This window comes from Bradyrhizobium sp. SPXBL-02 (assembly GCF_051853065.1).
Taxonomy (GTDB): domain Bacteria; phylum Pseudomonadota; class Alphaproteobacteria; order Rhizobiales; family Xanthobacteraceae; genus Bradyrhizobium.
Genome location: NZ_CP182474.1, coordinates 5,315,782 through 5,335,012, shown reverse-complemented (window position 1 = coordinate 5,335,012; position 19,231 = coordinate 5,315,782). Strand labels below are relative to the sequence as shown.

The window sequence follows — 19,231 nt, the reverse complement described above, 5'->3', positions numbered from 1 at the left end:
GCCGTCGGGTGTGACGGCAGGAAGGAATTGAGCCATGCATATCGAACCCGGCGTCGTGACGGGCGCCAAGCTCGTGTTGAGTTACGCAACCGGAATCGCCGCAGGCGGCGTTGCCTTGAAGCTTGCGGTCGAGACCGTGCGCGAGCAGGGCGTCGTGTCGTTCGCGGCGCGGACGCTCGCCACCACCGCTCTCGTCTTCACCTTCTTCGAGATCCTGCCGCACTTCCCGGTCGGCGTCTCCGAGGTGCACTTCATTCTCGGCTCGACACTGTTCCTGCTGTTCGGCGCGGCTCCCGCGGCCTTCGGCCTTGCGCTCGGCCTGCTGCTCCAGGGCGTTTTCTTCGAGCCCGCTGACATCCCGCAATATGGCATGAACGTCACCACGCTGCTGGTGCCGCTGTTCGCGATCCAGGCAATCGCTGCCCGGATCATTTCGCGCAACAGCGCCTATGTTGATTTGAAGTATCGGCAGGCGCTGGCGCTTTCGACGACCTACCAGGCCGGCGTGATCGCCTGGGTGGCGTTCTGGGCGCTCTATGGTTCCGGTTTCGCCATGAGCAACCTCGCCAGCATCGCGACGTTCGCGGCGTCCTACGCACTGGTCATCGTGATCGAGCCGCTGGCCGATCTTGCCGTGCTGGCGCTGGCGAAGTCTCTGCGTGGTGTCACCGCGCCTGGCCTCGTCACGCCTCGCCTGCACAACGCGGCTTAAGAGACAAGGGGCGGCCGTCATGGTCGCCCCGTACGCCCGATGCTCACGCTCTCTCTGATAGGCATCGGTTGCGGCGATCCCGAGCAGCTCACGCGCGCCGCGACCCGCGCCATCAACGCGGCCGATCTCGTCCTGATCCCGCGCAAGGGGAGCGCGAAGTCTGATCTCGCCGATCTCAGGCGGACGATCTGCACTGACGTGCTCACCAACAAGGCGACGCGCATCGCCGAATTCGATCTTCCCGTGCGCGACGCGACCGAGGCCGACTATCGCAAGGGCGTCGACGATTGGCACGATGCCGTTGCCGCCACGTGGTCGCGGACCATTGCAAGCCATCTCGGCGGTGACGGCAAGGTCGCGCTGCTGATCTGGGGCGACCCGTCGCTCTACGATTCCTCGCTGCGCATTGCGCGGCGATTGAATCCGTTGCCGACAATCGAAGTCGTGCCCGGCATCACCTCGATCCAGGCGCTGTGTGCGGCGCATGCGCTGCCGCTCAACGACATCGGCGAGCCCTTTCTGGTCACGACGGGGCGGCGCTTGCGCGAAGGCGGCTGGCCGCAGGGCGTCGACACAGTCGTGGTGATGCTCGACGGCGGCACGGCGTTCCAGTCGCTCGATCCGGCTGGGCTTCACATCTGGTGGGGGGCCTATCTCGGCATGGCCGATCAGATCCTCATGTCCGGTGCGCTCACCGAAGTGGGTTCGCGCATTGCCGCCGCGAGGCAGGACGCACGTGAGCGGCACGGCTGGATCATGGACAGCTACATTCTCAAACGCAGGCGTTGAGCGAGGCAGCATGCTTCCCGAATGGGTCACCCAGAACTGCCCCGAAATCTCCGCGGTCCATCGCGAGGCGGCCATTGCGCGGCAGGCGCAACTGACGAAGCCGACGGGCGCGCTCGGCCGGCTGGAGCAGCTCGCGATCGAGCTCGCAGGCCTGCAGGCCACCGAGCAGCCGCGCGCCGCGCGCGTCCCGATCATCATCTTCGCGGGCGACCACGGCATCGTCGCACAGGGGGTGTCGGCCTATCCGCAAGCCGTCACCATCGCGATGATGGCGAATTTTGCCTCTGGAGGCGCCGCGATCTCGGTGCTGGCGCGCGAGCTGGGTTCGAGCCTCGAGGTCGTCGACGCCGGCACGCTGTCCGAGGTGCAGATGGCCGGGATCGTCACCGACAAGCCGCGCAGCGGCACGCGCGATTTCAGCGTCGAGGCCGCGCTCACCCCGGCGGAATTGGTCTTCGCCTTTGAGGCCGGCCAGCGCGCGGTGGCGCGCGCTGAGGCCGGCCGGCCTGATCTCTTGATCTTTGGCGAGATGGGGATCGGCAACACCACGACGTCAGCTGCGATTGCTGCGAGCCTGCTCGGTGTGAGCGCCGAAGAGATCGCCGGCAGCGGCACCGGCGTCGATGCGGCCGGCCGCGTACACAAGGCGCGGGTGATCGATGCGGCGATCGCACGCCATCGCGTCGCCGGAGCCTCGGTCGAGACAATCCTGTGCGCGGTCGGCGGCCTCGAAATCGCGGCGATCTCGGGCGCCATCATCGCGGCCGCGCAACGCCGCATTCCCGTATTGATCGACGGCTTTATCGTCTCGGTGGCGGCGCTGGCGGCGGCGCGGCTCAATCCCTCCTGCCAGCCGTTCCTGTTGCCCTCGCATCAATCGGCGGAGCAAGGACATCGGCTGGTGTTGCGCGCGCTGAACGTGCAGCCGCTGATCAGCCTCGATCTCAGGCTCGGCGAGGGATCGGGCGCCGCCATTGCGCTGCCGCTGGTGCGCTCGGCCTGCGCACTTCACAACGGCATGGCGACCTTTGCGCAGGCCAACGTACCGGATCGGCCTAGCTGATCCGCTGATTGACCGAGACGACGCGCCAGCCGCTGGCGAGCCGGTCGATCCGGGTCAGCGACAACGGATCGATCACGAAGCGCAACGCCGCTTCCGGTGCGAGATCGAGCGCGATGCAGAGCGCGGCGCGGATGGTGCCGGAATGGACGACCAGCGCCGCGGAGCCTGCGCCGATCCGCGACAGGCCGAGGCGGACGCGGGCGACGTGATCCGCAAAGCTTTCGCCGTTCGGCGGCCGTCCGCGCGCCAGATCGCGCCAGAACTGCGCGTAGATCTCGCCGCCGGTCGCGGCGAGCTCGTCATGCCGATGGCCGGTCCAATCGCCGAAATCCTGCTCGCGGAATTCGCTGACCAGCTCCGGTTCCAGCCCCAGCGCGCGCGCCGTCTCCACCGTGCGCCGCGACGGGCTGGCATAGCCGGCGACATCCGCGGGCAAGCGCTGCTTGAGAGCCGCCAATGCCGCGCGATCGCCGAGATCGGCCGGCGCATCGGCTGCATGGATCGTCCCGGCTACGCCCGCGACAACCGCGTGCCGTATCAACCAGAGGAAGGTCTCGCCTTCCATGCTCATCTCCAAGGAAGCTTGTGCGGTCGCCACGACGCCGCAACTGGGACATTGACTCTGTCTTGGTGGTAATCCTAGATGCTCGCGACGGTTTTCCCGAGAGGGAATGAAAAGGGAATGCGGTGCGGGGAAAATTGTCCCCAATGCCGCGGCTGCCCCCGCAACTGTGAGCGGTGAATCCTTCGTCACGAGCCACTGGGTCCTCGGTCCCGGGAAGGCGACGAAGAGGTCACGACCCGCGAGCCAGGAGACCTGCCGTCAGCCGTGGTCACACGCGAAGATGTCGGTCGGGGAGTACAGACATTCGGCTTCATCGGACGGCTGCAAGGCCAAAAGGTGAGACCTCGTTCGCTGTGACGTGCCACTGACGTCATACCGAGGTTTGTACCGTGTCTTCCATCCGTATCGCACGACCGCGCCGCGTCCTGCTGGTTTCCGCCGCGTTCACGTCCTTCGCCGTTCTCGATCCGCCTGCCGCTCTGGCGCAGCAGGTCCGAGAGCCGCTGCCACCCGTCGAGGTCTCGCCCGCCCAGGCGCGCAAGCCGGCCAGACCGGCAGCACGAGAGGTGGCGAGCGCGCGCCGCGCGGCAGCGCGCAGGCCGGCGGCGGTATCGGCAGCGCCAAAACCCGTCATGCCGGATCTGACGGCGCAAACGCCGCTCAACACCAATGCCGTTGCCGAAAGCGCTTCGCGGCTCGGCCTGACGGTGCGGCAGACGCCCGCGACCGTCGAGGTGATCTCGGCCGAAACCATGCGCGAGCAGGGCTATCGCACCGTGTCCGAGGTGGCGCAGGGCGCCGTCGGCGTCACCTCCGGCGACAACCCGGCCGAACCTTCCGCCTTCTCGATGCGCGGCTTCACCAATAGCCAGATCAACACACTCTACAACGGCATCAAGATCGGTCCGCAGAACATGACCTCGCGGATCGTCGACACCGCCAATCTGGAGGCCGTGGAATTCCTCAAAGGACCGGCCTCGCTGATCTCGGGCGAGGGTGCCGCGGGAGGCGCCATCAACTTCGTCACCAAGCAACCGCACACGGGAGCGATCCGCAACGAGGCAAATTTCTCCTGGGATTCGCTGAATTCGTTCCGGGCCCATTACGGCTCAGGCGGCAGCACCAATGTGCAAGGGCTGGACTATCGCTTCGACATCAGCCGTTCCACGCTCAACGGCTTTGCCGACGACACCAACGTCAAGACGTTCGGCACGTCCGGCCAGCTCAATTACCGGGTCTCCGACAGCCTCAAGATCTGGGGTGCGGTCGAGTATCGCGAAGACCGCTCGAAGGCCTATTGGGGCGCGCCGCTGGTGCCGGTCGCCTTCAGCGGTTCGCATGCGACGACGGGGATCGTCTCCGGCAATTACGTCTCGAATTACAACGGTACCAATCTCGGTGCCGTCACCATCGACGACCGCACCTTCAACACCAATTACAACGTTCTCGATAACCGCAACGTGGCGCAGGAAGTGTGGCTGCGCGGCGGCTTCGAGCTGAAGCTCGCGCCTGACCTCACGCTGAAAAGTCAGGCCTATGGCTATGGCGCCGAACGGACCTGGTTCAACAACGAGATCGAGGCATTCAACTCCACCACGAACCTGGTCGATCGCGAACGCTTCTATGTCGCCCATAGCCAGCGGCTGGTCGGCAACATCACCGACCTGATCTGGGATACCAACATCGCAGGATTCGACAACCGGTTGGTCACGACGCTCTCGTCGAGCTATCTCGATTTCGTCAGGCCCGGCGCGGCAAACTTTCCCGGAGATTCCGTTTCGCTGGTCGATCCCAACCGCGGCTTCTACGGCCTGCTCACGACACAGCAGCAGACCGCGCGCATCGACAACGAGGCGTTGTCGTTCGAGGACCGGTTGAAGCTGACGCGCAGCTTCGCGTTGATCGGGGGCCTGCGTGTCGAGCACATCGGACTCGACCGTAACTCGACCGACAAGGCCGGGCTGGAGAAGGCAGGCTTTCCGTACACCAAAGACTGGGCGCCGGTGACGGGCCGCATTGGCTACACCTGGGAGGCCGTGCCCGGCCTGACCTTCTTCAGCCAGTACGCCACCGGGGCCGACGTCGCAGCCAACAACATCTTCCTGCTGTTGCCGACCCAGCCACTGGACCTGACGACGTCGCGAACCTACGAGACCGGCGTCAAGCATCTGTTCTGGGACAATAGGGCGGAGTGGTCGTTCTCGGCCTACGACATCCTGCGCAAGAACGTCTATGCGGCGGCCGGCGGGCAGGCGCTCAATATCGCCGGGCGGCAGGAGTCCAAGGGCGTCGAGCTTGCCGCCTCGGTGCGGCCGATCGAGCCGCTTCGGTTGTGGGGCAACATCGCCTATGTCGATGCGCGCTATGCCGACTACAATTTCGTCGGTGGCTCGTTCTCCGGCAATACGCCGCCGAACGTACCGCGTATCGTGGCCAATGCCGGCGCATCGTACCGGTTCTTCACGCCCTGGCCTGTGGAGCTCGGCATCACCGGCCGTCATGTCGGCGACCGCTACAACACCGACGCGAACGTCGTGACGATGAAGGCCTACACCGTGGCCGACGTCTACGCCTTCGTCGATATCCCCAAGGCCGTGTTCAATGCGGTCGACCAGGCCCGCATGACTTTCCGCGTCCGCAACATCACCGACAAGCGCTATGCGATCTGGGGCGATCCGTTCTATCCCGACCAGATCCTCCTGGGCGCGCCGCGCACCTACGAGGTCTCGGCCGCGTTCAAATGGTGAGGCCTTGAGCGCATGATGGGCGCGATCGTCCTCTCGCATCGCTGGCTCGGGATCGCGTTCTGCCTGCTGTTCGCGATGTGGTTCGCGAGCGGGATCGTGATGCACTTCGTCCCGTTTCCGTCGCTGACGGAAGCGGAGCGATTTGCCGGGCTCGCGCCGCTGGACCGTGGCGGGACAACGATCTCGGTCGCGGACGCCGTTGCTGCGAGCGGAATCACCGACGGGACGCGTGTTCGGCTGATCCAGCGCAGTGATGGACCGGTCTACGTCGTCTCGGGCCCCGCAGGTTCGCGAGCGGTCCGCGCCTCCGATAGAGGAGACGCATCGGTGACGTCCGCCGATGTCGCGCTCACCATCGTGCAGGGCTATTCCCGTCAGCGCGGGCTCGACGCGCCACGCGCCGCGATCGTCGCGCGGTCGGACCACGATCAATGGAGCGTGCCGAACGGTTTTGATCGCCATCGCCCCTTGTTTCGCGCCGCTCTCGGCGATGCCCCTGGAACGGAGGTCTACGTTTCGTCGCTGACCGGGGAGGTCGTCCTAGATACGACGCGCAGTGAGCGCGCGTGGAACTGGGCCGGCAGCGTGCTGCACTGGATCTATCCGACGGTTCTGCGCAGCAGCTGGGCGGTGTGGGATCGCGTGGTCTGGACGCTGTCGCTGCTGGCCCTGATTGCGGCATTGCTTGGCGCGGTGCTCGGAATCGTGCGGATCAGGTTTCGCAAGGGCCAAATCTCCTCGCCTTACCGTGGCTGGCATGCGCTGCATCACCTGATCGGCCTCGCGGCGACGCTGTTCTTACTGAGCTGGATCTTCAGCGGCTGGCTCTCGATGGATCACGGCCGCCTGTTCTCGCGCGGGCAATTGACGCCGGCAGAGGCGGGCGTGGTCGATGCCGCCCCGGATTGGCGAGACGCTTCACCGCTCGATCTGCCGCCAATATCGCCGTCGGCGCGCGAGGTCGAATGGTTCGCCTTCGGCGGCAGGGTCTATCGGCGCGATCGGCTCGCCCTTGGCCATCAGACGTTGATCAGGGCCGGGGACGCGCCGCGAGATGGGCAGGCGGCATACCTGGATACGCAGGAGATCGGGGATCTGACGGCGCGCCTTGGCGCCGGCTGTGCCGCACCGTTCCTGCTCGCCGGCAACGACGACTATCCGGCGCAGTCCGCTATTCCGGGAGCTCCGGTCTACCGCACGACCTGCGGCGATCTCTGGTTCGATGTCGATGCTGCCGATGGCAAGGTGCTGCAAAGACTGGACCCGTCGCGGCGCGTCTATCGCTGGCTCTACAGTGCGCTGCACACGCTTGATTTCCCGATTCTGCTGGCTCACGCGCGGCTGCGTGACGCTCTCATTGTCAGCCTCTGTACGCTCGGACTGATGTTCTCCATCACCGGCGTCGTCATCGGATGGCGACGCTTGCGGGCGTCGCTGGCATCCTGAGGCCGGTGACGTCCTCGCTTACTGACCGTACAATAAAGAGAGGCTGAGCCGACCTGCGTGCATAGCTCCTGGTCAGCCCTCTCTCCTGCACCGCAGATTGATCGCCTGCAAATTAGACAAACGGACTTGCGCGATTCCGATTGCAGTGCAACGGGCGCTCCCATTTGTGTCGAAGAATCCAAGGGTGCGCTGCACATTTCTGGCTTCGTATGCTTCTGCTCTCTGGGCGAGCAGCGCTGCACCAAAACGTGCAGCCGATGGTGCGCCGCGCAATGCCGGCGGCTCGCTGGCTCGGTGGTTTGCGACAACTCCGACCCTATCCCGCGGCCATCGCTCTGTCGCACGCTCGCCCGTGATGGCATGACAGGGAATGACGATGAGCGTGCTCGCTTTGGCATTGGATGCGGCAATGGCCGGAAAGGACCTGGCGTCCGGTCCGGACGTCACGCGTAGCTGACTGTGCAGATGAGCTACTCCGACAATCACTGGGAGGTCGGCACCGATATCGGTGGCACCTTCACCGACATCATCGCCATCCGGCGCGATTCCGCGGAAGCGCGGATTGCAAAGGTGCCGTCGCGCCCCGACGCACCGGTTCGGGCGATGCTGGAGGCGATCGAGGCGGTGGGTCTGCGCAAGAGCGAGGTCAGGCGCTTCGTCCACGGCACCACGCGCGTGACCAACGCGATCGTCGAGAATCGGCTGCCGAAGGTGGCGCTGGTCGCGACCGAAGGCTTCGCCGACGTGCTCGAGATCGCCCGCTATCGCCGGCGCGACCTCTACCGGCTCGACATTCCGCCGAAATCGCCGCCTTTGGTGCCGCCTGAAAGATGCTTCGGGCTCGCCGAGCGCCTCGATCATGAGGGGCGAGTGTTGAAGGCGCTCGAGGAAGCCGAGATCGAGCGCCTGGTGGCGTGGCTGAAAGGGACCGGCGTTCAGAGCGTCGCGGTCGCACTCCTTCACGCCTATGCCAATCCGGTGCATGAAAAGATGCTGGGCGAGCGGCTCAAGGGCCTCGTCGCCCATGTCTCGCTCTCGCACGAGGTCAATCCCGAGGCACGCGAATATGAGCGGACCTCGGCGACCGTGTTCAACGCGGCCGCGATGCCGATCGCGGTGGAATATCTCAGCGAGCTGGAGCAGCGGCTGCCGATCGGGGCCGGCCTGCAGGTGTTTCACTCCGCCGGCGCCATGGTCCCGATTTCGGCGGTGAAGCGGCGTCCGCTGGTGATGGCGATGTCGGGGCCGGCGGCGGGCGTCTCGGCGTCGGTCAGCATCGCGCGCCAGCTCGGCTGCTCGCGCATGTTGACCTTCGACATGGGCGGCACCACGACGGACGTGTGCCTGATCGTCGACGGCCAGGCCGAAATGACCGACGGCCGCATGCTCGGTGACAAGCCGCTGCGCCAGCCGATGCTGGCGGTGCACTCGATCGGTGCGGGCGGCGGATCGATCGTGCGCAACGGTCCCGGCGGGCTGACGGTCGGGCCCGAGAGCGCCGGCTCCGAGCCGGGCCCGGCCTGCTATGGCCGTGGCGGCACGGAGCCCACCATCACCGATGCCAATGCCGTGCTCGGCTATCTCAATCCCGAGACCAAGCTTGGCGATCGCATCGGCATCGACATCGAGAGCGCCAAGCGTGTCATCGCGCCAATTGCGCACGCACTCGGACTGAGCCTGACCGAAACGGCGCTCGGCATCATCAAGGTCGCGAACGCGACCATGGCCCGCGCGCTCCGCCGCGTCACGGTCGAGCGCGGCATCGACGGGCGCGACTGCACGCTGCTGGCCTTCGGCGGCGGCGGCCCGATGCATGCCGCGGGCCTCGCCGATCTCTACGGGATTGCGGAGGTCGTCGTGCCCAGTGCCTCGAGTGCGTTCTCGGCCCTGGGCTGCCTCACCGCCGATTTCAGCTTCCTGCAGCAGCAGACCCTTCGCGCTGCCCTCGACGGCATCGATCTCGCCGGCGTCTCGGAGCGGATCGAAACCCTGATTGCCGATGCCTCGGCGCCGCTTCTCGCCAACAATGTTGCAAGAGCGGAGATCCAGGTCGAGCTGGTGGCCTTGATGCGCTATGCGGCGCAGAATGACGCCATTCCGGTATCGTTCACGCTGCCGCTCGACGTTGTCAGGCTGAAGCAGGACTTTCTGACGCGGCATCACGAGCTGTTCGGCTATGCGACCGGTGAGCCCTGCGTCATCGAATCCGTGCGGGTGCAGGCCCGGCGCCCGTCGACAACCGTTGTCAGCCGGCCGGCGACAGCGGCGAGGGCGGTGTCTACGGGCACGCGCACCTGCTCGTTCGACGGCTTCCATGACATCGCAACCGCGATCGTCGACCGCGCCTCGCTCACCGAGACCATCAATGGTCCCGCCATCATCGAAGACGCCTGGTCGACCGTGGTGGTGCCGCCGGGCTGGCAGGCGAGGCCCGATCCATCAGGCAATCTGTTCCTGAGGCGGAGGGCGGCATGAAGCTCGATCCCTTCGTCGTCGAGGTCATCAGGCACGGGCTCTCGGCCGCGGCCGAGGAGATGAGCCTCGTCATGACGCGCTCGGCGCGCTCGCCGCTGTTGCGCGAAGCCGGCGACCTGTCGTCGGCGATCACCGACGGCTACGGCGGCCTGGTCGGACAGGGCCGCGACATTCCGATCCATCTCGGCGCGATGGCCTACACCATCCCCGAACTCCTGAAGGTGATGCCGCGCGATGGCCTGAACGACGGCGACGTCGTCATCTACAATATCGGCGCGCTCGGCGGCAATCATCTCAATGACGTCAAGGTCGTGCGGCCCGTCTTCTTCGACGGCGAGATCGTGGCTTTCGCGGTCAGCCTCGCCCATTGGCCTGATATCGGCGGCACCTGGCCCGGCAGTTATTTCGCCAAGGCGGTCGACACGTTCCAGGAGGCGATGCGGATTCCGCCGGTGCTGATCGCGACTGCTGCCGGCCTCAACACGCCGATCGTGCAGCTGCTCAAAGCCAACGTTCGCGATGCCGAATCCTGCGAGGGCGACTTGCTCGCCCAGATCGCGGCGACCAAGGCTGGCGAGAAGCGCATCGTCGAGCTCTGCCGCGAGCATGGCAAGGCGGTCTTCATGGCGGCGCAGTCGCGCCTGCACGATCTCTCCGAAATCGAGATGCGGGAAGCGCTGCGCGACTTGCCGGATGGCGTCTACGAGGGTGAGGATTATCTCGACGACGGCAGCGCAAACAATGCGCCGGCGCGGATCCATGTGAAGATCACCATTCGCGGGAATGAAGCGACCTTCGATCTCTCCGGAAGCTGCGATCGGGTCTCCAATTTCTGCAACACGACGCCGTTCATGGCGCGCTCGGCGGTGGCCTATGCCGCGCGCATCATGAGCGGACGCGACATGCAGCAGAACGCCGGCGCGCTGCGGCCGCTGACCATCATCACGCGCCCGGGCTCGATCCTCGAGCCCGGCTGGACCGCTTCGGTTGCCGCCGGCAATCACGAGACCTCCATGCGCATCGTCGATGCGATTTTCCGCGCCATGCAGGACACCATTCCCGAGCGCCTGTCGGCGGGCGGGGCGACCACCGCCGGCGTGCTATTCTTCGCCGAGCCGCGGCCGAACGGGTCGTGGAAGATGCTGTACGAGGTCCATGGCGGCGGCGAAGGCGCGCGGCACGATCGAGCCGGTACCTCCGCCACCCGGGTGCATCTGTCCAACACCTCGAACACGCCGGTGGAGGTGATCGAGGCGAATTACGCGATCCGGCTGGAGCAGCAGGCCATCCGCCGGAATTCCGGCGGCGCGGGCGCGCATCGCGGTGGGGACGGCTCCGTCCGCACCTACCGCATCCTGGCGCCATCGATGCACCTGACCACCTGCATCGAACGCATGGTGATGGCGCCTTGGGGCATGCAGGGCGGCTATCCCGGCAAGGCCTGCCGCATCTCGCTGGTCCGGCAGGGCCGAAACGTCACGATCGACGGCAAGTCGAACCTCGTATTGCAGCAAGGCGATCTCGTCACGATCGAGATGTGCGGTGGCGGCGGCTACGGCGCCGCGACAGCGAAGTGAGGCAGTGGCCATGAGCAGGTTGTTGCGAACCGGGCTGAACGCGGGCGAGGCCGCACCGATGGCCGTGGTCGGCGGCGAGGGCGTCTACTTTCACCTTGCGGACGGCCGCAAGCTGATCGACGGCAGCAACACCGGCGGCGGTCTCGGCCACCGCCATCCCGCAATGGTGGAGGCGATCCGCCGCGCGGCGGATACGCCTGTCGTCAATGAAGGCTGGACCTGGATCGGTCGCGAGCAGGCTGCCGACGATCTGATGGCGACCGCCTTCAAGGGCGAAGAGGATTGGGTCGGCGCGGTGCGCTTCTGCATCAGCGGCAGCGAGGCCAACGACATGGCGCTGTCGCTGTGCCAGGCGCTGACGCAGCGCTCCGCGCTGGCAACGCGCGAGCGCGCCTATCACGGCATCACCGGCCTGTCGCGCAGCATGACGGTGCAGCCGCAATGGCACGGCGGCCTAGCGGTGCACGCCGGCGGCTCAAAATTGCCGGCACCGATGGCACCGGTGCGGATTCTCCCGGCGCCGAATGGCGCGATCTATGGCGCGCCGGCCAACAACGCGCCGCCCAGCGAATATCTGGCAGACGCGCCGCGCCTCTTGTCGGACACCGCGGCGACGATCATCGACTACACCCAGGGCGGCATCTATTACGACGGCGCCTATCAGGACGAGGTCGCGCGCTGCGCGCGAGAGGCCGGTTCGTACTGGATCGCGGACGAGGTCGTCACTGGCGCAGGCCGCGCGGGCCGCTGGTTCGCATTCCAGGGCGCGCAGAGCCGCCCCGATATCGTGACGCTCGGCAAGTCGCTCGGCGGTGGCGCGGCGGCGGTGGCTGCGGTGGTGGTGTCGAAGGACATCGTCGAGCGGCTCAAGGGCACGAGCTGGCAGAATTACGGCACGTTGCGCGGCCATCCGATCAGCATGGCAGCGGTGAGCGCCTATTTGAAGGTCGTCAGCGACGACAAGATTTTGGAGCACGTCGCGGGCCTCGAAAGGCTGTTTGCGCGGCGCCTGCTGGCGATCGCGCAAAGGCATCCGAGCGTGCAGCGCGTGGCGGGGCAGGGGGTGCACTGGACGGTCGAGCTGCATGGCCCGGATTGGCGCACCTGGCATGCCGACACCACGGAGGTGCCGATCGCCTCGCGCGTCGCGGAGCGCGCGCTGGAGGCCGGCGCGGTGATCGGCACCAGCGGCGAGCAGACCTCGCTGTTCCTGGCACCGCCTCTGATCATCTCCGAGCGCGAGGCTAACCAGCTTCTGGACGCGCTCGACCACGGTCTCGATGTCGCTGACGAGGAGCACGGGTGAGCCACACAACGTCCCTGAGGTCACCGGCCTGGCCGGCGGACGAGCCCTGGCATCTCGCGATGCCGGAGGGGACGCTCTACGACGCGCTGGCGCGTGCTGCACGTGAACGTCCCTCGCATCCGGCGACGGTGTTCTACGGCGCTAGCCTGAGCTACGCCGAGCTGCGCGACCGGGTCGATGCCATGGCCGGCTTCCTGCAAGGCGTTTGCGGCATCAAGCGCGGCGACCGCGTCATGATCGCGCTGCAGAACTCGCCGCAATATATCGTCGCCTATTACGCGACGATGCGGGCGGACGCCGTGATCGTGCCGGTCAATCCCATGAACAAGACCGCCGAGATCGCGTATCTCGCTGCGGACAGCGGCGCCAGGGTCGCGATCATCGGCAGCGAGCTGAGCGATGTGTTTGCGCCGCTGATCGGCGAGGCCATCACGCATGCAATCGTCGCGCAATATCGCGACGAGGTTCCAGCCGCCACGCCCTACACGCTGCCGCGCTGCGTGACCGACGCGCCGTCGGAAGTGCCGTCGTCGCCGGGCTGGCATTCGTGGTCGCCCGCGATCGCGCAAGGCCTGCAGCCGGGTGCGATGGAGGCGGGGCCGGACGATCTCATGATCCTGCCCTACACGTCCGGGACGACGGGCAAGCCCAAGGCGTGCATGCATACAAATCGCAGCGCGCTGTTCACCGCCGTGTTGCAGGCGCGCTGGTATGGGCTCGATGGCGGTGACGTCATGACCGGCTTCATGCCGCTGTTCCATGTCGCGGGCATGCAGGGCTCGATGAATGCCGCCATCGTCGCCGGCGCCACGCTGCTGCTGATGGCGCGTTGGGACAAGGATCTGCTCCCCGACCTGTTCGAGACCTATGGCGTCACGTTCTGGAACGCCGCGCCGACCATGATCGTGGATGTGCTCGCCAGCGCCAGTTTCCGCGAAAAATGCTTTGCCAAGCTCAAGGTGCTGACTGGCGGCGGCGCGGCGATGCCGACCGCGGTCGCCGAACGGCTCAAGGGGCGGTTCGGCCTGGATTTCGTCGAGGGTTACGGCATGACCGAGACGATGTCCCCGACGCACCTCAATCCGATGGCCGCACCCAAGCGGCAATGCCTCGGCATCGCCGTGCACGAGACCGACGCCAGGGTGATCGATCCCGAAAGCCTGATCGAGCTCGACGACCACGTGGTCGGCGAGATCATCGTGCATGGGCCGCAGGTGCTGCAGGGTTACTGGAACAGGGCGCAGGCGGATACTGAGGCCTTCATCGAACGCGACGGCAAGCGGTTCCTGCGCACCGGCGATCTCGGCTACCGCGATGCCGACGGTTATTTCTTCGCCGTCGACCGCCTGAAGCGGATGATCAATGTCAGCGGTTTCAAGGTGTGGCCGGCCGAGGTCGAGGCGGCGATGTACCAGAACCGCGCCATCCGGGAATGCTGCATCATTTCAGCGCCGGACGGCTATCGCGGTGAGACCGTAAAGGCGCTGGTGGTGCTCGATGACGCCGCGCGCGCGACGACTTCGGCCGATGATATCGTCGGCTGGGCACGCGGCGCGATGGCAAGCTACAAGGCGCCGCGCGCCGTCGTTTTCGTCGAGTCCCTGCCGCGCACCGCCAGCAACAAAATCAACTGGCGGCTGTTGCAGGATGCCGAATGGGGGCGGACGGCATGAAAGCTGCTTGGCTGGAATATCGGCACGGAGCCGCGTTATGCTCGGCGCGGCGGAAGATCCCACGAGCCGACCCTTCCCCCCAGACATCACCAGGAACTCGCTGATGCGCATCGTCAATGTCGCCGCCGCCCAGATGGGCCCGATCCAGAAAGCCGACAGCCGCGAGGCCGTGGTCAAGCGCATGGTCGCGCTGATGGACGAGGCGAAAGCGAAGGGCGCCGACCTGATCGTCTATCCCGAGCTGGCGCTGACGACGTTTTTCCCGCGCTGGTACGTCGAGGACCGCGCCGAGTTCGACATCTGGTTCGAACGCGAGATGCCGAACGCGGCAACCAGGCCGCTGTTCGAGCGCGCGGCGCAGCACGGAATGGCGATGAATTTCGGCTATGCCGAGCTGACGCCGGACGGTCATCATTTCAACACCGCGATCCTCACGGATAAATCCGGCAAGATCGTCGGCAAATACCGCAAGGTGCATCTGCCGGGCCATGTGGAATACGACACCAAGCGCTCGCATCAGCACCTGGAGAAGCGCTATTTCGAGCCGGGCGATCTCGGCTTCAAGGTCTGGCGCGAGCTCGGCGGCATCATCGGCATGGCGATCTGCAACGACCGCCGCTGGCCCGAGACCTATCGCGTCATGGGCCTGCAGGGCGTCGAGATGGTTCTGATCGGCTACAACACGCCGTCGGTAAATGCGGAGAAGAGTGAGGAGGGCGTCGAGAAGCGCCTGTTCCACAATCGCCTCTCGGTGCAGGCCGGCGCCTATCAGAACGCGACCTGGGTGGTCGCGGTCGCCAAGGCCGGCAATGAGGACGGTCACCCGCTGTTCGGCGGCAGCCTGATCGTCGATCCCAATGGCGAGATCGTGGCCGAGGCGAAGACAGACGACGACGAGGTTCTGGTTCACGCCTGCGACCTCGACGCCACCACCTTCGGCAAGACCACGATCTTCGATTTCGCCCGGCATCGCCGCATCGAGCATTACGGCCTGATCACCAGCCAGACCGGCGCGGTGCCGCCGCCGGAGAACTGACCCCGATGGCTGACAAGGGCATCTCCTTGCGTGAGCTCGATCCGCGCGATCGCTACAAGCTGCTTTGCGGCGTGGTGGTGCCGCGGCCGATCGCGCTGGTGACCACGCTGGACGAGAACGGGGCGGTGAATGCCGCGCCGTTCAGCTTCTTCAACGTGTTCTCCGAAAGCCCGGCCTTGATCGTGCTCGGGCTCCAGCACAAGCCGGACCACTCGCCGAAGGACACCACCCGCAACATCCATCGCGACGGCGAATTCGTGGTGCATATGGTGGACGAGGCGCTGTCGGTCGCGATGAACGACTGCGCGGTCGATTTCCCCTCAGGCGACAGCGAGGTCGCCGCGACGGGGCTGGCGACGCTTCCCTCCGTGGACGTGAAGGTGCCGCGCCTCGCTGCGGCGCCGTTCGCGCTGGAATGCCGGCGCCATGTCGTGCTGACCTTCTCGCCCGATCGCGAGCTCCTGGTCGGCGAGGTCTTGCGGGTTCACGCCCGCGAGGGCCTCGTCGACACCGCCAACATGTATGTCGATCTCGACGCCTACCGGCCGATCGGCCGCATGTTCGGCAACCTCTACACCACCCAGCGGGACACGTTTGCCCTGGTCCGCGAGAGCCATGCGCAATGGCTCGCGCGCCAGGAAATCAAAGAGCTGAAGGACGCCTAGTGGGCCGAGAACCGCACCGTACCCAGCGCCATGGTGACGGCCGCCTGTGTCGGATCGATCACGGGAATGCGCAGCTCGTCTTCCAGCGCACGGCGGTGGCGGGCCATGCCGGCGCAGCCCATCACGATGGCGCGGGCACCGTCCTCGTCGCGCAGCGCGCGGCCGACCTCGATCATCTTGGCGAGCGTGCCTTCGCCGGAGGCGGTTTCGGCGACGCTCATGTTCAGCGGCCGCTCGCCGGAAAAGCGGTCGGTCAGGCCCATCTGCCTGAGATAGCGCATGTGCCGCGGGATCGAGCGCTGCGCGATGGCGATGACGCCGAAGGTCTCGGCGCGGGAAAGCGCCGTCAGCACGCCGCACTCGGCTATGCCGAACACCGGCCGGTCGGTGCCTTCACGGCAGACCTGGAGCCCGGGATCGCTGTAGCAGGCGATGACGAAGGCGGCCGAGCTGTTGTCGCTTTCGACCAGCTTCCGCAAAGGTATCGCAACGCTATCGGCGTCCGCCTGGCTTTCGATGCCGAACGGACCCTCGGCCAGCGTCTGGCAGACCACTTCGGGCCCGCCCTCGAAATCGAGCGGCCTCAACGCATCCTCCAACCCCTGCGTGACCTTGTGGTTGGAGTTCGGGTTGATGACGAGAATGCGCGGCCGGGACATGATGATCTTCCTGCGAAAATTAGCGAACGTGCCTTGAGCCTATCACGGAGTGCCTCATGACTGAACCCGCTTACGACCTGATCATCCGCGGCGGCCGCGTCGCCACCACGACCGACGTCTTCGAGGCCGACGTCGCCATCTCCGGCGAGACCATCGCGGCGATCGGCCGCGGGCTTCCGCCCGCAAAGCGCGAAATCGACGCCCGTGGCAAGCTGGTGCTGCCCGGCGGTGTCGACAGCCACGCCCATATCGAGCAGCTGTCGGCCGCCGGCATCATGAACGCCGATACGTTCGAGAGCGCGACCGTCTCCGCCGCCTTCGGCGGCACCACCACGGTGATCCCGTTCGCGGCTCAGCATGTCGGCATGAAGCTGCCGCAGGTCGTCGAGGACTATCACGCCCTGGCGAAGAAGGGTGCGGTGATCGACTACGCCTTTCACATGATCATTGCGGACGCGACCAAGGAGACGGTCGAGGAGCACATTCCCGCGCTGGTGAAGCAGGGCCATGCCTCGATCAAGATCTTCATGACCTACGACCGCCTCAAGGTCGACGACGAGCCGCTGCTCGACATCCTGCTCGCTGCGCGCCAGTCCGGCGCGATGCTGTGCGCGCATGCCGAAAACCACGGCATCATCGCCTGGATGGTGAAGCGGCTGCTGTCGCGCGGCTACACGATGCCGAAATACCACGCCGTCAGCCACGCCCGCGTCTCGGAGGCGGAAGCCTTCACCCGGCTGATCGGCATGGCGGCGCTGATCGACCAGCCGATCATGATCTTCCATGTCTCGACAGCCGAGGGTGCCAAGGTGATCCGCGACTCGCGCGGGCAGGGGCTCAAGGTCTTCGCCGAGACCTGCCCGCAATATCTGTTCCTGACCGCTGCGGATCTCGACAAGCCGGGTGCTGAGGGCGCGAAGTGGATGTGCAGCCCGCCGCCGCGGACGCATGCCGACCAGGAGGCGCTGTGGCAGGCGCTCTCGCTCGGCGATCTCCAGACCATCTCGTCGGATCACGCGCCGTATCGCTATGACGAGACCGGCAAGTTGCGCGCCGGTCCCAATCCCAACTTCAAGCAGGTCGCCAACGGCCTCCCGGGCCTGGAGCTGCGGCTGCCGCTGTTGTTCGACGCGATGGTGTCGAAGGGACGGCTCGGCCTGGAAAAATTCGTCGAGCTGACCGCGACGGCGCCGGCAAAGATCTACAATCTGCATCCGCGCAAGGGCTCGATCGCCGTCGGCGCCGATGCCGATATCGCGATCTGGGATCCCAACCGCGAGGTCACCATCGCCGACGAGATGATGCACGATCTCGCCGGCTACACGCCGTTCGCGGGCCGCCAGCTGAAGGGCTGGCCGGTCTCGGTGCTCTCGCGCGGCCGCGTGATCATCGAGGGCGACAAGTGTCTTGCGCGCGCCGGCAGCGGAAAATTCCTGGCGCGCAGCGGCGGCGAGGCGGCCAGGCCGACCGGCCGGCTCGTTGCCGACATGGATCCGGAGCGGAATTTTGGAGCCAAGCTGCTGTGATGGTGGATCGCGCGCGATGAAGATCATCATCTTCGGCGGCACCGGTTTTGTCGGCCTCAATCTGGCCGAGGTGCTGCTCGCGCGTGGGCACGAGGTGACGCTGTATGATCGTGCACCGTTGCCGCCATCCGCGCAGCGATCTCTTGCCGACTACGGCGCACGGCTCAAAGCGGTGCAGGGCGATGTCACCGACGCAGACACCATCGATGCCCTTATCGCAAAGGGCTGCGATGCGATCGTGCTGGGCGCCGCGGTGACCGCCGGGGATGACCTCGAAAGGGCATCGACCGCGCGCGTTCTCGAGATCAACGTCATGGCCCAGATCCCGATCCTGCAAGCCGCGATCCGCCATGGCGTTCGCCGCGTCGTCAATCTGTCGTCGGCCTCGGCCTATGGCGCGGCGGGTGCGCGGGTCGACATTCTGGACGAGGAAACGCCCTGCGATCCCGTCTCGTTCTACGCCATCAGCAAGTTCACCTCGGAACGATCGGTGGCACGGCACGCCGAACTTTTTGGCGGTGATTTCCTGAGTGTGCGGTTGACTGCGGTCTTCGGGCCGTGGGAGCGCCCCGGTTCCGTGCGCGATACGCCGAGCCTCCATTATCAGATATTGGCCGCATTCGCTCGCGGCGAGCCGGCCATCATGCCGGAGCCGGGTCTGCGAGACTGGACTTACGCGCCGGACGCTGCCGAAGCTGTCGCGATTCTGGTCGAAGCCGAGCGCCCTCGTCACCGGCTGTACAACATTTCGAACGGCGGGGCGTGGCCCGCATTGCAATGGGGCGAGGCGTTCGCAGCGTTGCATCCCGGCCTGGAGTGCCGGCTGGCGGCGCCCGGAGAGAAGACGGCCATCAAGCTGCACGGGCCCTATCGCGCGCCGCTGTCGGTGACGCGAATGGCCGACGAATTCGGTTGGCGCGCGCGGTTCGGCTGCGCCGAGTCCGCTGCCGCGATGAGCGCCTGGCTGGAGCAGCACAAGGAGTGGATCTGAG

General features: G+C 66.2%; 15 protein-coding genes and 1 riboswitch. Of the genes, 13 read left to right on the top strand and 2 right to left on the bottom strand.

Annotated elements, in window-relative coordinates; translation table 11 throughout:
• Positions 1-34: 34 nt before the first annotated feature.
• Genes ACNJYD_RS25055 through cobT form a run of 3 tightly spaced genes read left to right on the top strand, consistent with a single transcriptional unit; the run spans position 35 to position 2,564 of the window.
• Positions 35-712, top strand: a complete 678-nt coding sequence (locus tag ACNJYD_RS25055; protein ID WP_439363648.1) for an energy-coupling factor ABC transporter permease — start codon at positions 35-37, stop codon at positions 710-712.
• A gap of 39 nt (positions 713-751) precedes the next feature.
• On the top strand, positions 752-1,501 hold the full coding sequence (cobF, locus tag ACNJYD_RS25050; RefSeq protein ID WP_439363647.1) for a precorrin-6A synthase (deacetylating): 750 nt from the start codon (positions 752-754) through the stop codon (positions 1,499-1,501).
• Between the two features lie 10 nt (positions 1,502-1,511).
• Positions 1,512-2,564: a nicotinate-nucleotide--dimethylbenzimidazole phosphoribosyltransferase gene (gene cobT, locus ACNJYD_RS25045; RefSeq protein ID WP_439363646.1), complete on the top strand. Its 1,053-nt coding sequence runs from the start codon at positions 1,512-1,514 to the stop codon at positions 2,562-2,564.
• On the opposite strand, the gene ACNJYD_RS25040 is transcribed toward cobT, so the two are convergent.
• The gene (locus ACNJYD_RS25040; RefSeq protein WP_439363645.1) at positions 2,557-3,129 is read right to left on the bottom strand and encodes a histidine phosphatase family protein; all 573 of its coding nucleotides are present in this window, start codon (positions 3,127-3,129) and stop codon (positions 2,557-2,559) included. The genes cobT and ACNJYD_RS25040 overlap by 8 nt on opposite strands.
• A gap of 71 nt (positions 3,130-3,200) precedes the next feature.
• A riboswitch (cobalamin riboswitch) is annotated at positions 3,201-3,403 on the top strand.
• A gap of 115 nt (positions 3,404-3,518) precedes the next feature.
• On the opposite strand from ACNJYD_RS25040, the gene ACNJYD_RS25035 reads away from it, so the two are divergent.
• The 8 genes from ACNJYD_RS25035 (at position 3,519) to ACNJYD_RS25000 (ending at position 16,054) form a co-directional block, all read left to right on the top strand.
• Complete coding sequence (locus ACNJYD_RS25035; RefSeq protein WP_439363644.1) at positions 3,519-5,876, top strand: TonB-dependent receptor; 2,358 nt, start codon at positions 3,519-3,521, stop codon at positions 5,874-5,876.
• A 12-nt stretch (positions 5,877-5,888) separates the two neighbouring features.
• Positions 5,889-7,322 (top strand): PepSY domain-containing protein, encoded by a 1,434-nt coding sequence (locus tag ACNJYD_RS25030; protein WP_439363643.1) that lies wholly within the window; start codon positions 5,889-5,891, stop codon positions 7,320-7,322.
• Between the two features lie 465 nt (positions 7,323-7,787).
• Positions 7,788-9,797 (top strand): hydantoinase/oxoprolinase family protein, encoded by a 2,010-nt coding sequence (locus tag ACNJYD_RS25025; protein ID WP_439363642.1) that lies wholly within the window; start codon positions 7,788-7,790, stop codon positions 9,795-9,797.
• Positions 9,794-11,374 carry a hydantoinase B/oxoprolinase family protein gene (locus ACNJYD_RS25020; protein ID WP_212256777.1) on the top strand — a complete coding sequence of 527 codons (1,581 nt, stop codon included), beginning with the start codon at positions 9,794-9,796 and terminating at the stop codon, positions 11,372-11,374. The genes ACNJYD_RS25025 and ACNJYD_RS25020 overlap by 4 nt, the downstream gene beginning before the upstream one ends.
• A gap of 10 nt (positions 11,375-11,384) precedes the next feature.
• Positions 11,385-12,680 (top strand): aminotransferase class III-fold pyridoxal phosphate-dependent enzyme, encoded by a 1,296-nt coding sequence (locus ACNJYD_RS25015; protein WP_212256776.1) that lies wholly within the window; start codon positions 11,385-11,387, stop codon positions 12,678-12,680.
• Positions 12,677-14,353: a long-chain-fatty-acid--CoA ligase gene (locus ACNJYD_RS25010; RefSeq protein WP_439363641.1), complete on the top strand. Its 1,677-nt coding sequence runs from the start codon at positions 12,677-12,679 to the stop codon at positions 14,351-14,353. The genes ACNJYD_RS25015 and ACNJYD_RS25010 overlap by 4 nt, the downstream gene beginning before the upstream one ends.
• A gap of 103 nt (positions 14,354-14,456) precedes the next feature.
• On the top strand, positions 14,457-15,389 hold the full coding sequence (locus tag ACNJYD_RS25005; protein WP_439363640.1) for an N-carbamoyl-D-amino-acid hydrolase: 933 nt from the start codon (positions 14,457-14,459) through the stop codon (positions 15,387-15,389).
• A gap of 5 nt (positions 15,390-15,394) precedes the next feature.
• On the top strand, positions 15,395-16,054 hold the full coding sequence (locus ACNJYD_RS25000) for a flavin reductase family protein (RefSeq protein WP_439363639.1): 660 nt from the start codon (positions 15,395-15,397) through the stop codon (positions 16,052-16,054).
• Here ACNJYD_RS25000 and ACNJYD_RS24995 read toward each other — a convergent pair.
• Positions 16,051-16,713, bottom strand: a complete 663-nt coding sequence (locus tag ACNJYD_RS24995) for an aspartate/glutamate racemase family protein (RefSeq protein WP_439363638.1) — start codon at positions 16,711-16,713, stop codon at positions 16,051-16,053. The genes ACNJYD_RS25000 and ACNJYD_RS24995 overlap by 4 nt on opposite strands.
• 56 nt (positions 16,714-16,769) lie before the next feature.
• Here ACNJYD_RS24995 and hydA point away from each other — a divergent pair, with 56 nt between their 5' ends.
• Both hydA and ACNJYD_RS24985 read left to right on the top strand, forming a co-directional pair.
• Positions 16,770-18,239, top strand: coding sequence for a dihydropyrimidinase (gene hydA, locus ACNJYD_RS24990; protein ID WP_439363637.1), 1,470 nt, complete (start codon positions 16,770-16,772; stop codon positions 18,237-18,239).
• Between the two features lie 16 nt (positions 18,240-18,255).
• Positions 18,256-19,230 carry an NAD-dependent epimerase/dehydratase family protein gene (locus ACNJYD_RS24985; RefSeq protein WP_439363636.1) on the top strand — a complete coding sequence of 325 codons (975 nt, stop codon included), beginning with the start codon at positions 18,256-18,258 and terminating at the stop codon, positions 19,228-19,230.
• The last annotated feature ends 1 nt before the right edge of the window (position 19,231 follow it).

Bases quoted from the DNA above. Each gene is read 5' to 3' on its own strand.
- ACNJYD_RS25000 (WP_439363639.1), top strand. From the start codon at position 15,395: ATGGCTGACAAGGGCATCTCCTTGCGTGAGCTCGATCCGCGCGATCGC.
- ACNJYD_RS25005 (WP_439363640.1), top strand. From the start codon at position 14,457: ATGCGCATCGTCAATGTCGCCGCCGCCCAGATGGGCCCGATCCAGAAA.
- cobF (WP_439363647.1), top strand. From the start codon at position 752: ATGCTCACGCTCTCTCTGATAGGCATCGGTTGCGGCGATCCCGAGCAG.
- ACNJYD_RS25040 (WP_439363645.1), bottom strand. From the start codon at position 3,129: ATGGAAGGCGAGACCTTCCTCTGGTTGATACGGCACGCGGTTGTCGCG.
- ACNJYD_RS24995 (WP_439363638.1), bottom strand. From the start codon at position 16,713: ATGTCCCGGCCGCGCATTCTCGTCATCAACCCGAACTCCAACCACAAG.
- ACNJYD_RS25020 (WP_212256777.1), top strand. From the start codon at position 9,794: ATGAAGCTCGATCCCTTCGTCGTCGAGGTCATCAGGCACGGGCTCTCG.
- ACNJYD_RS25015 (WP_212256776.1), top strand. From the start codon at position 11,385: ATGAGCAGGTTGTTGCGAACCGGGCTGAACGCGGGCGAGGCCGCACCG.
- ACNJYD_RS24985 (WP_439363636.1), top strand. From the start codon at position 18,256: ATGAAGATCATCATCTTCGGCGGCACCGGTTTTGTCGGCCTCAATCTG.
- ACNJYD_RS25055 (WP_439363648.1), top strand. From the start codon at position 35: ATGCATATCGAACCCGGCGTCGTGACGGGCGCCAAGCTCGTGTTGAGT.
- cobT (WP_439363646.1), top strand. From the start codon at position 1,512: ATGCTTCCCGAATGGGTCACCCAGAACTGCCCCGAAATCTCCGCGGTC.
- ACNJYD_RS25030 (WP_439363643.1), top strand. From the start codon at position 5,889: ATGATGGGCGCGATCGTCCTCTCGCATCGCTGGCTCGGGATCGCGTTC.
- ACNJYD_RS25025 (WP_439363642.1), top strand. From the start codon at position 7,788: ATGAGCTACTCCGACAATCACTGGGAGGTCGGCACCGATATCGGTGGC.
- hydA (WP_439363637.1), top strand. From the start codon at position 16,770: ATGACTGAACCCGCTTACGACCTGATCATCCGCGGCGGCCGCGTCGCC.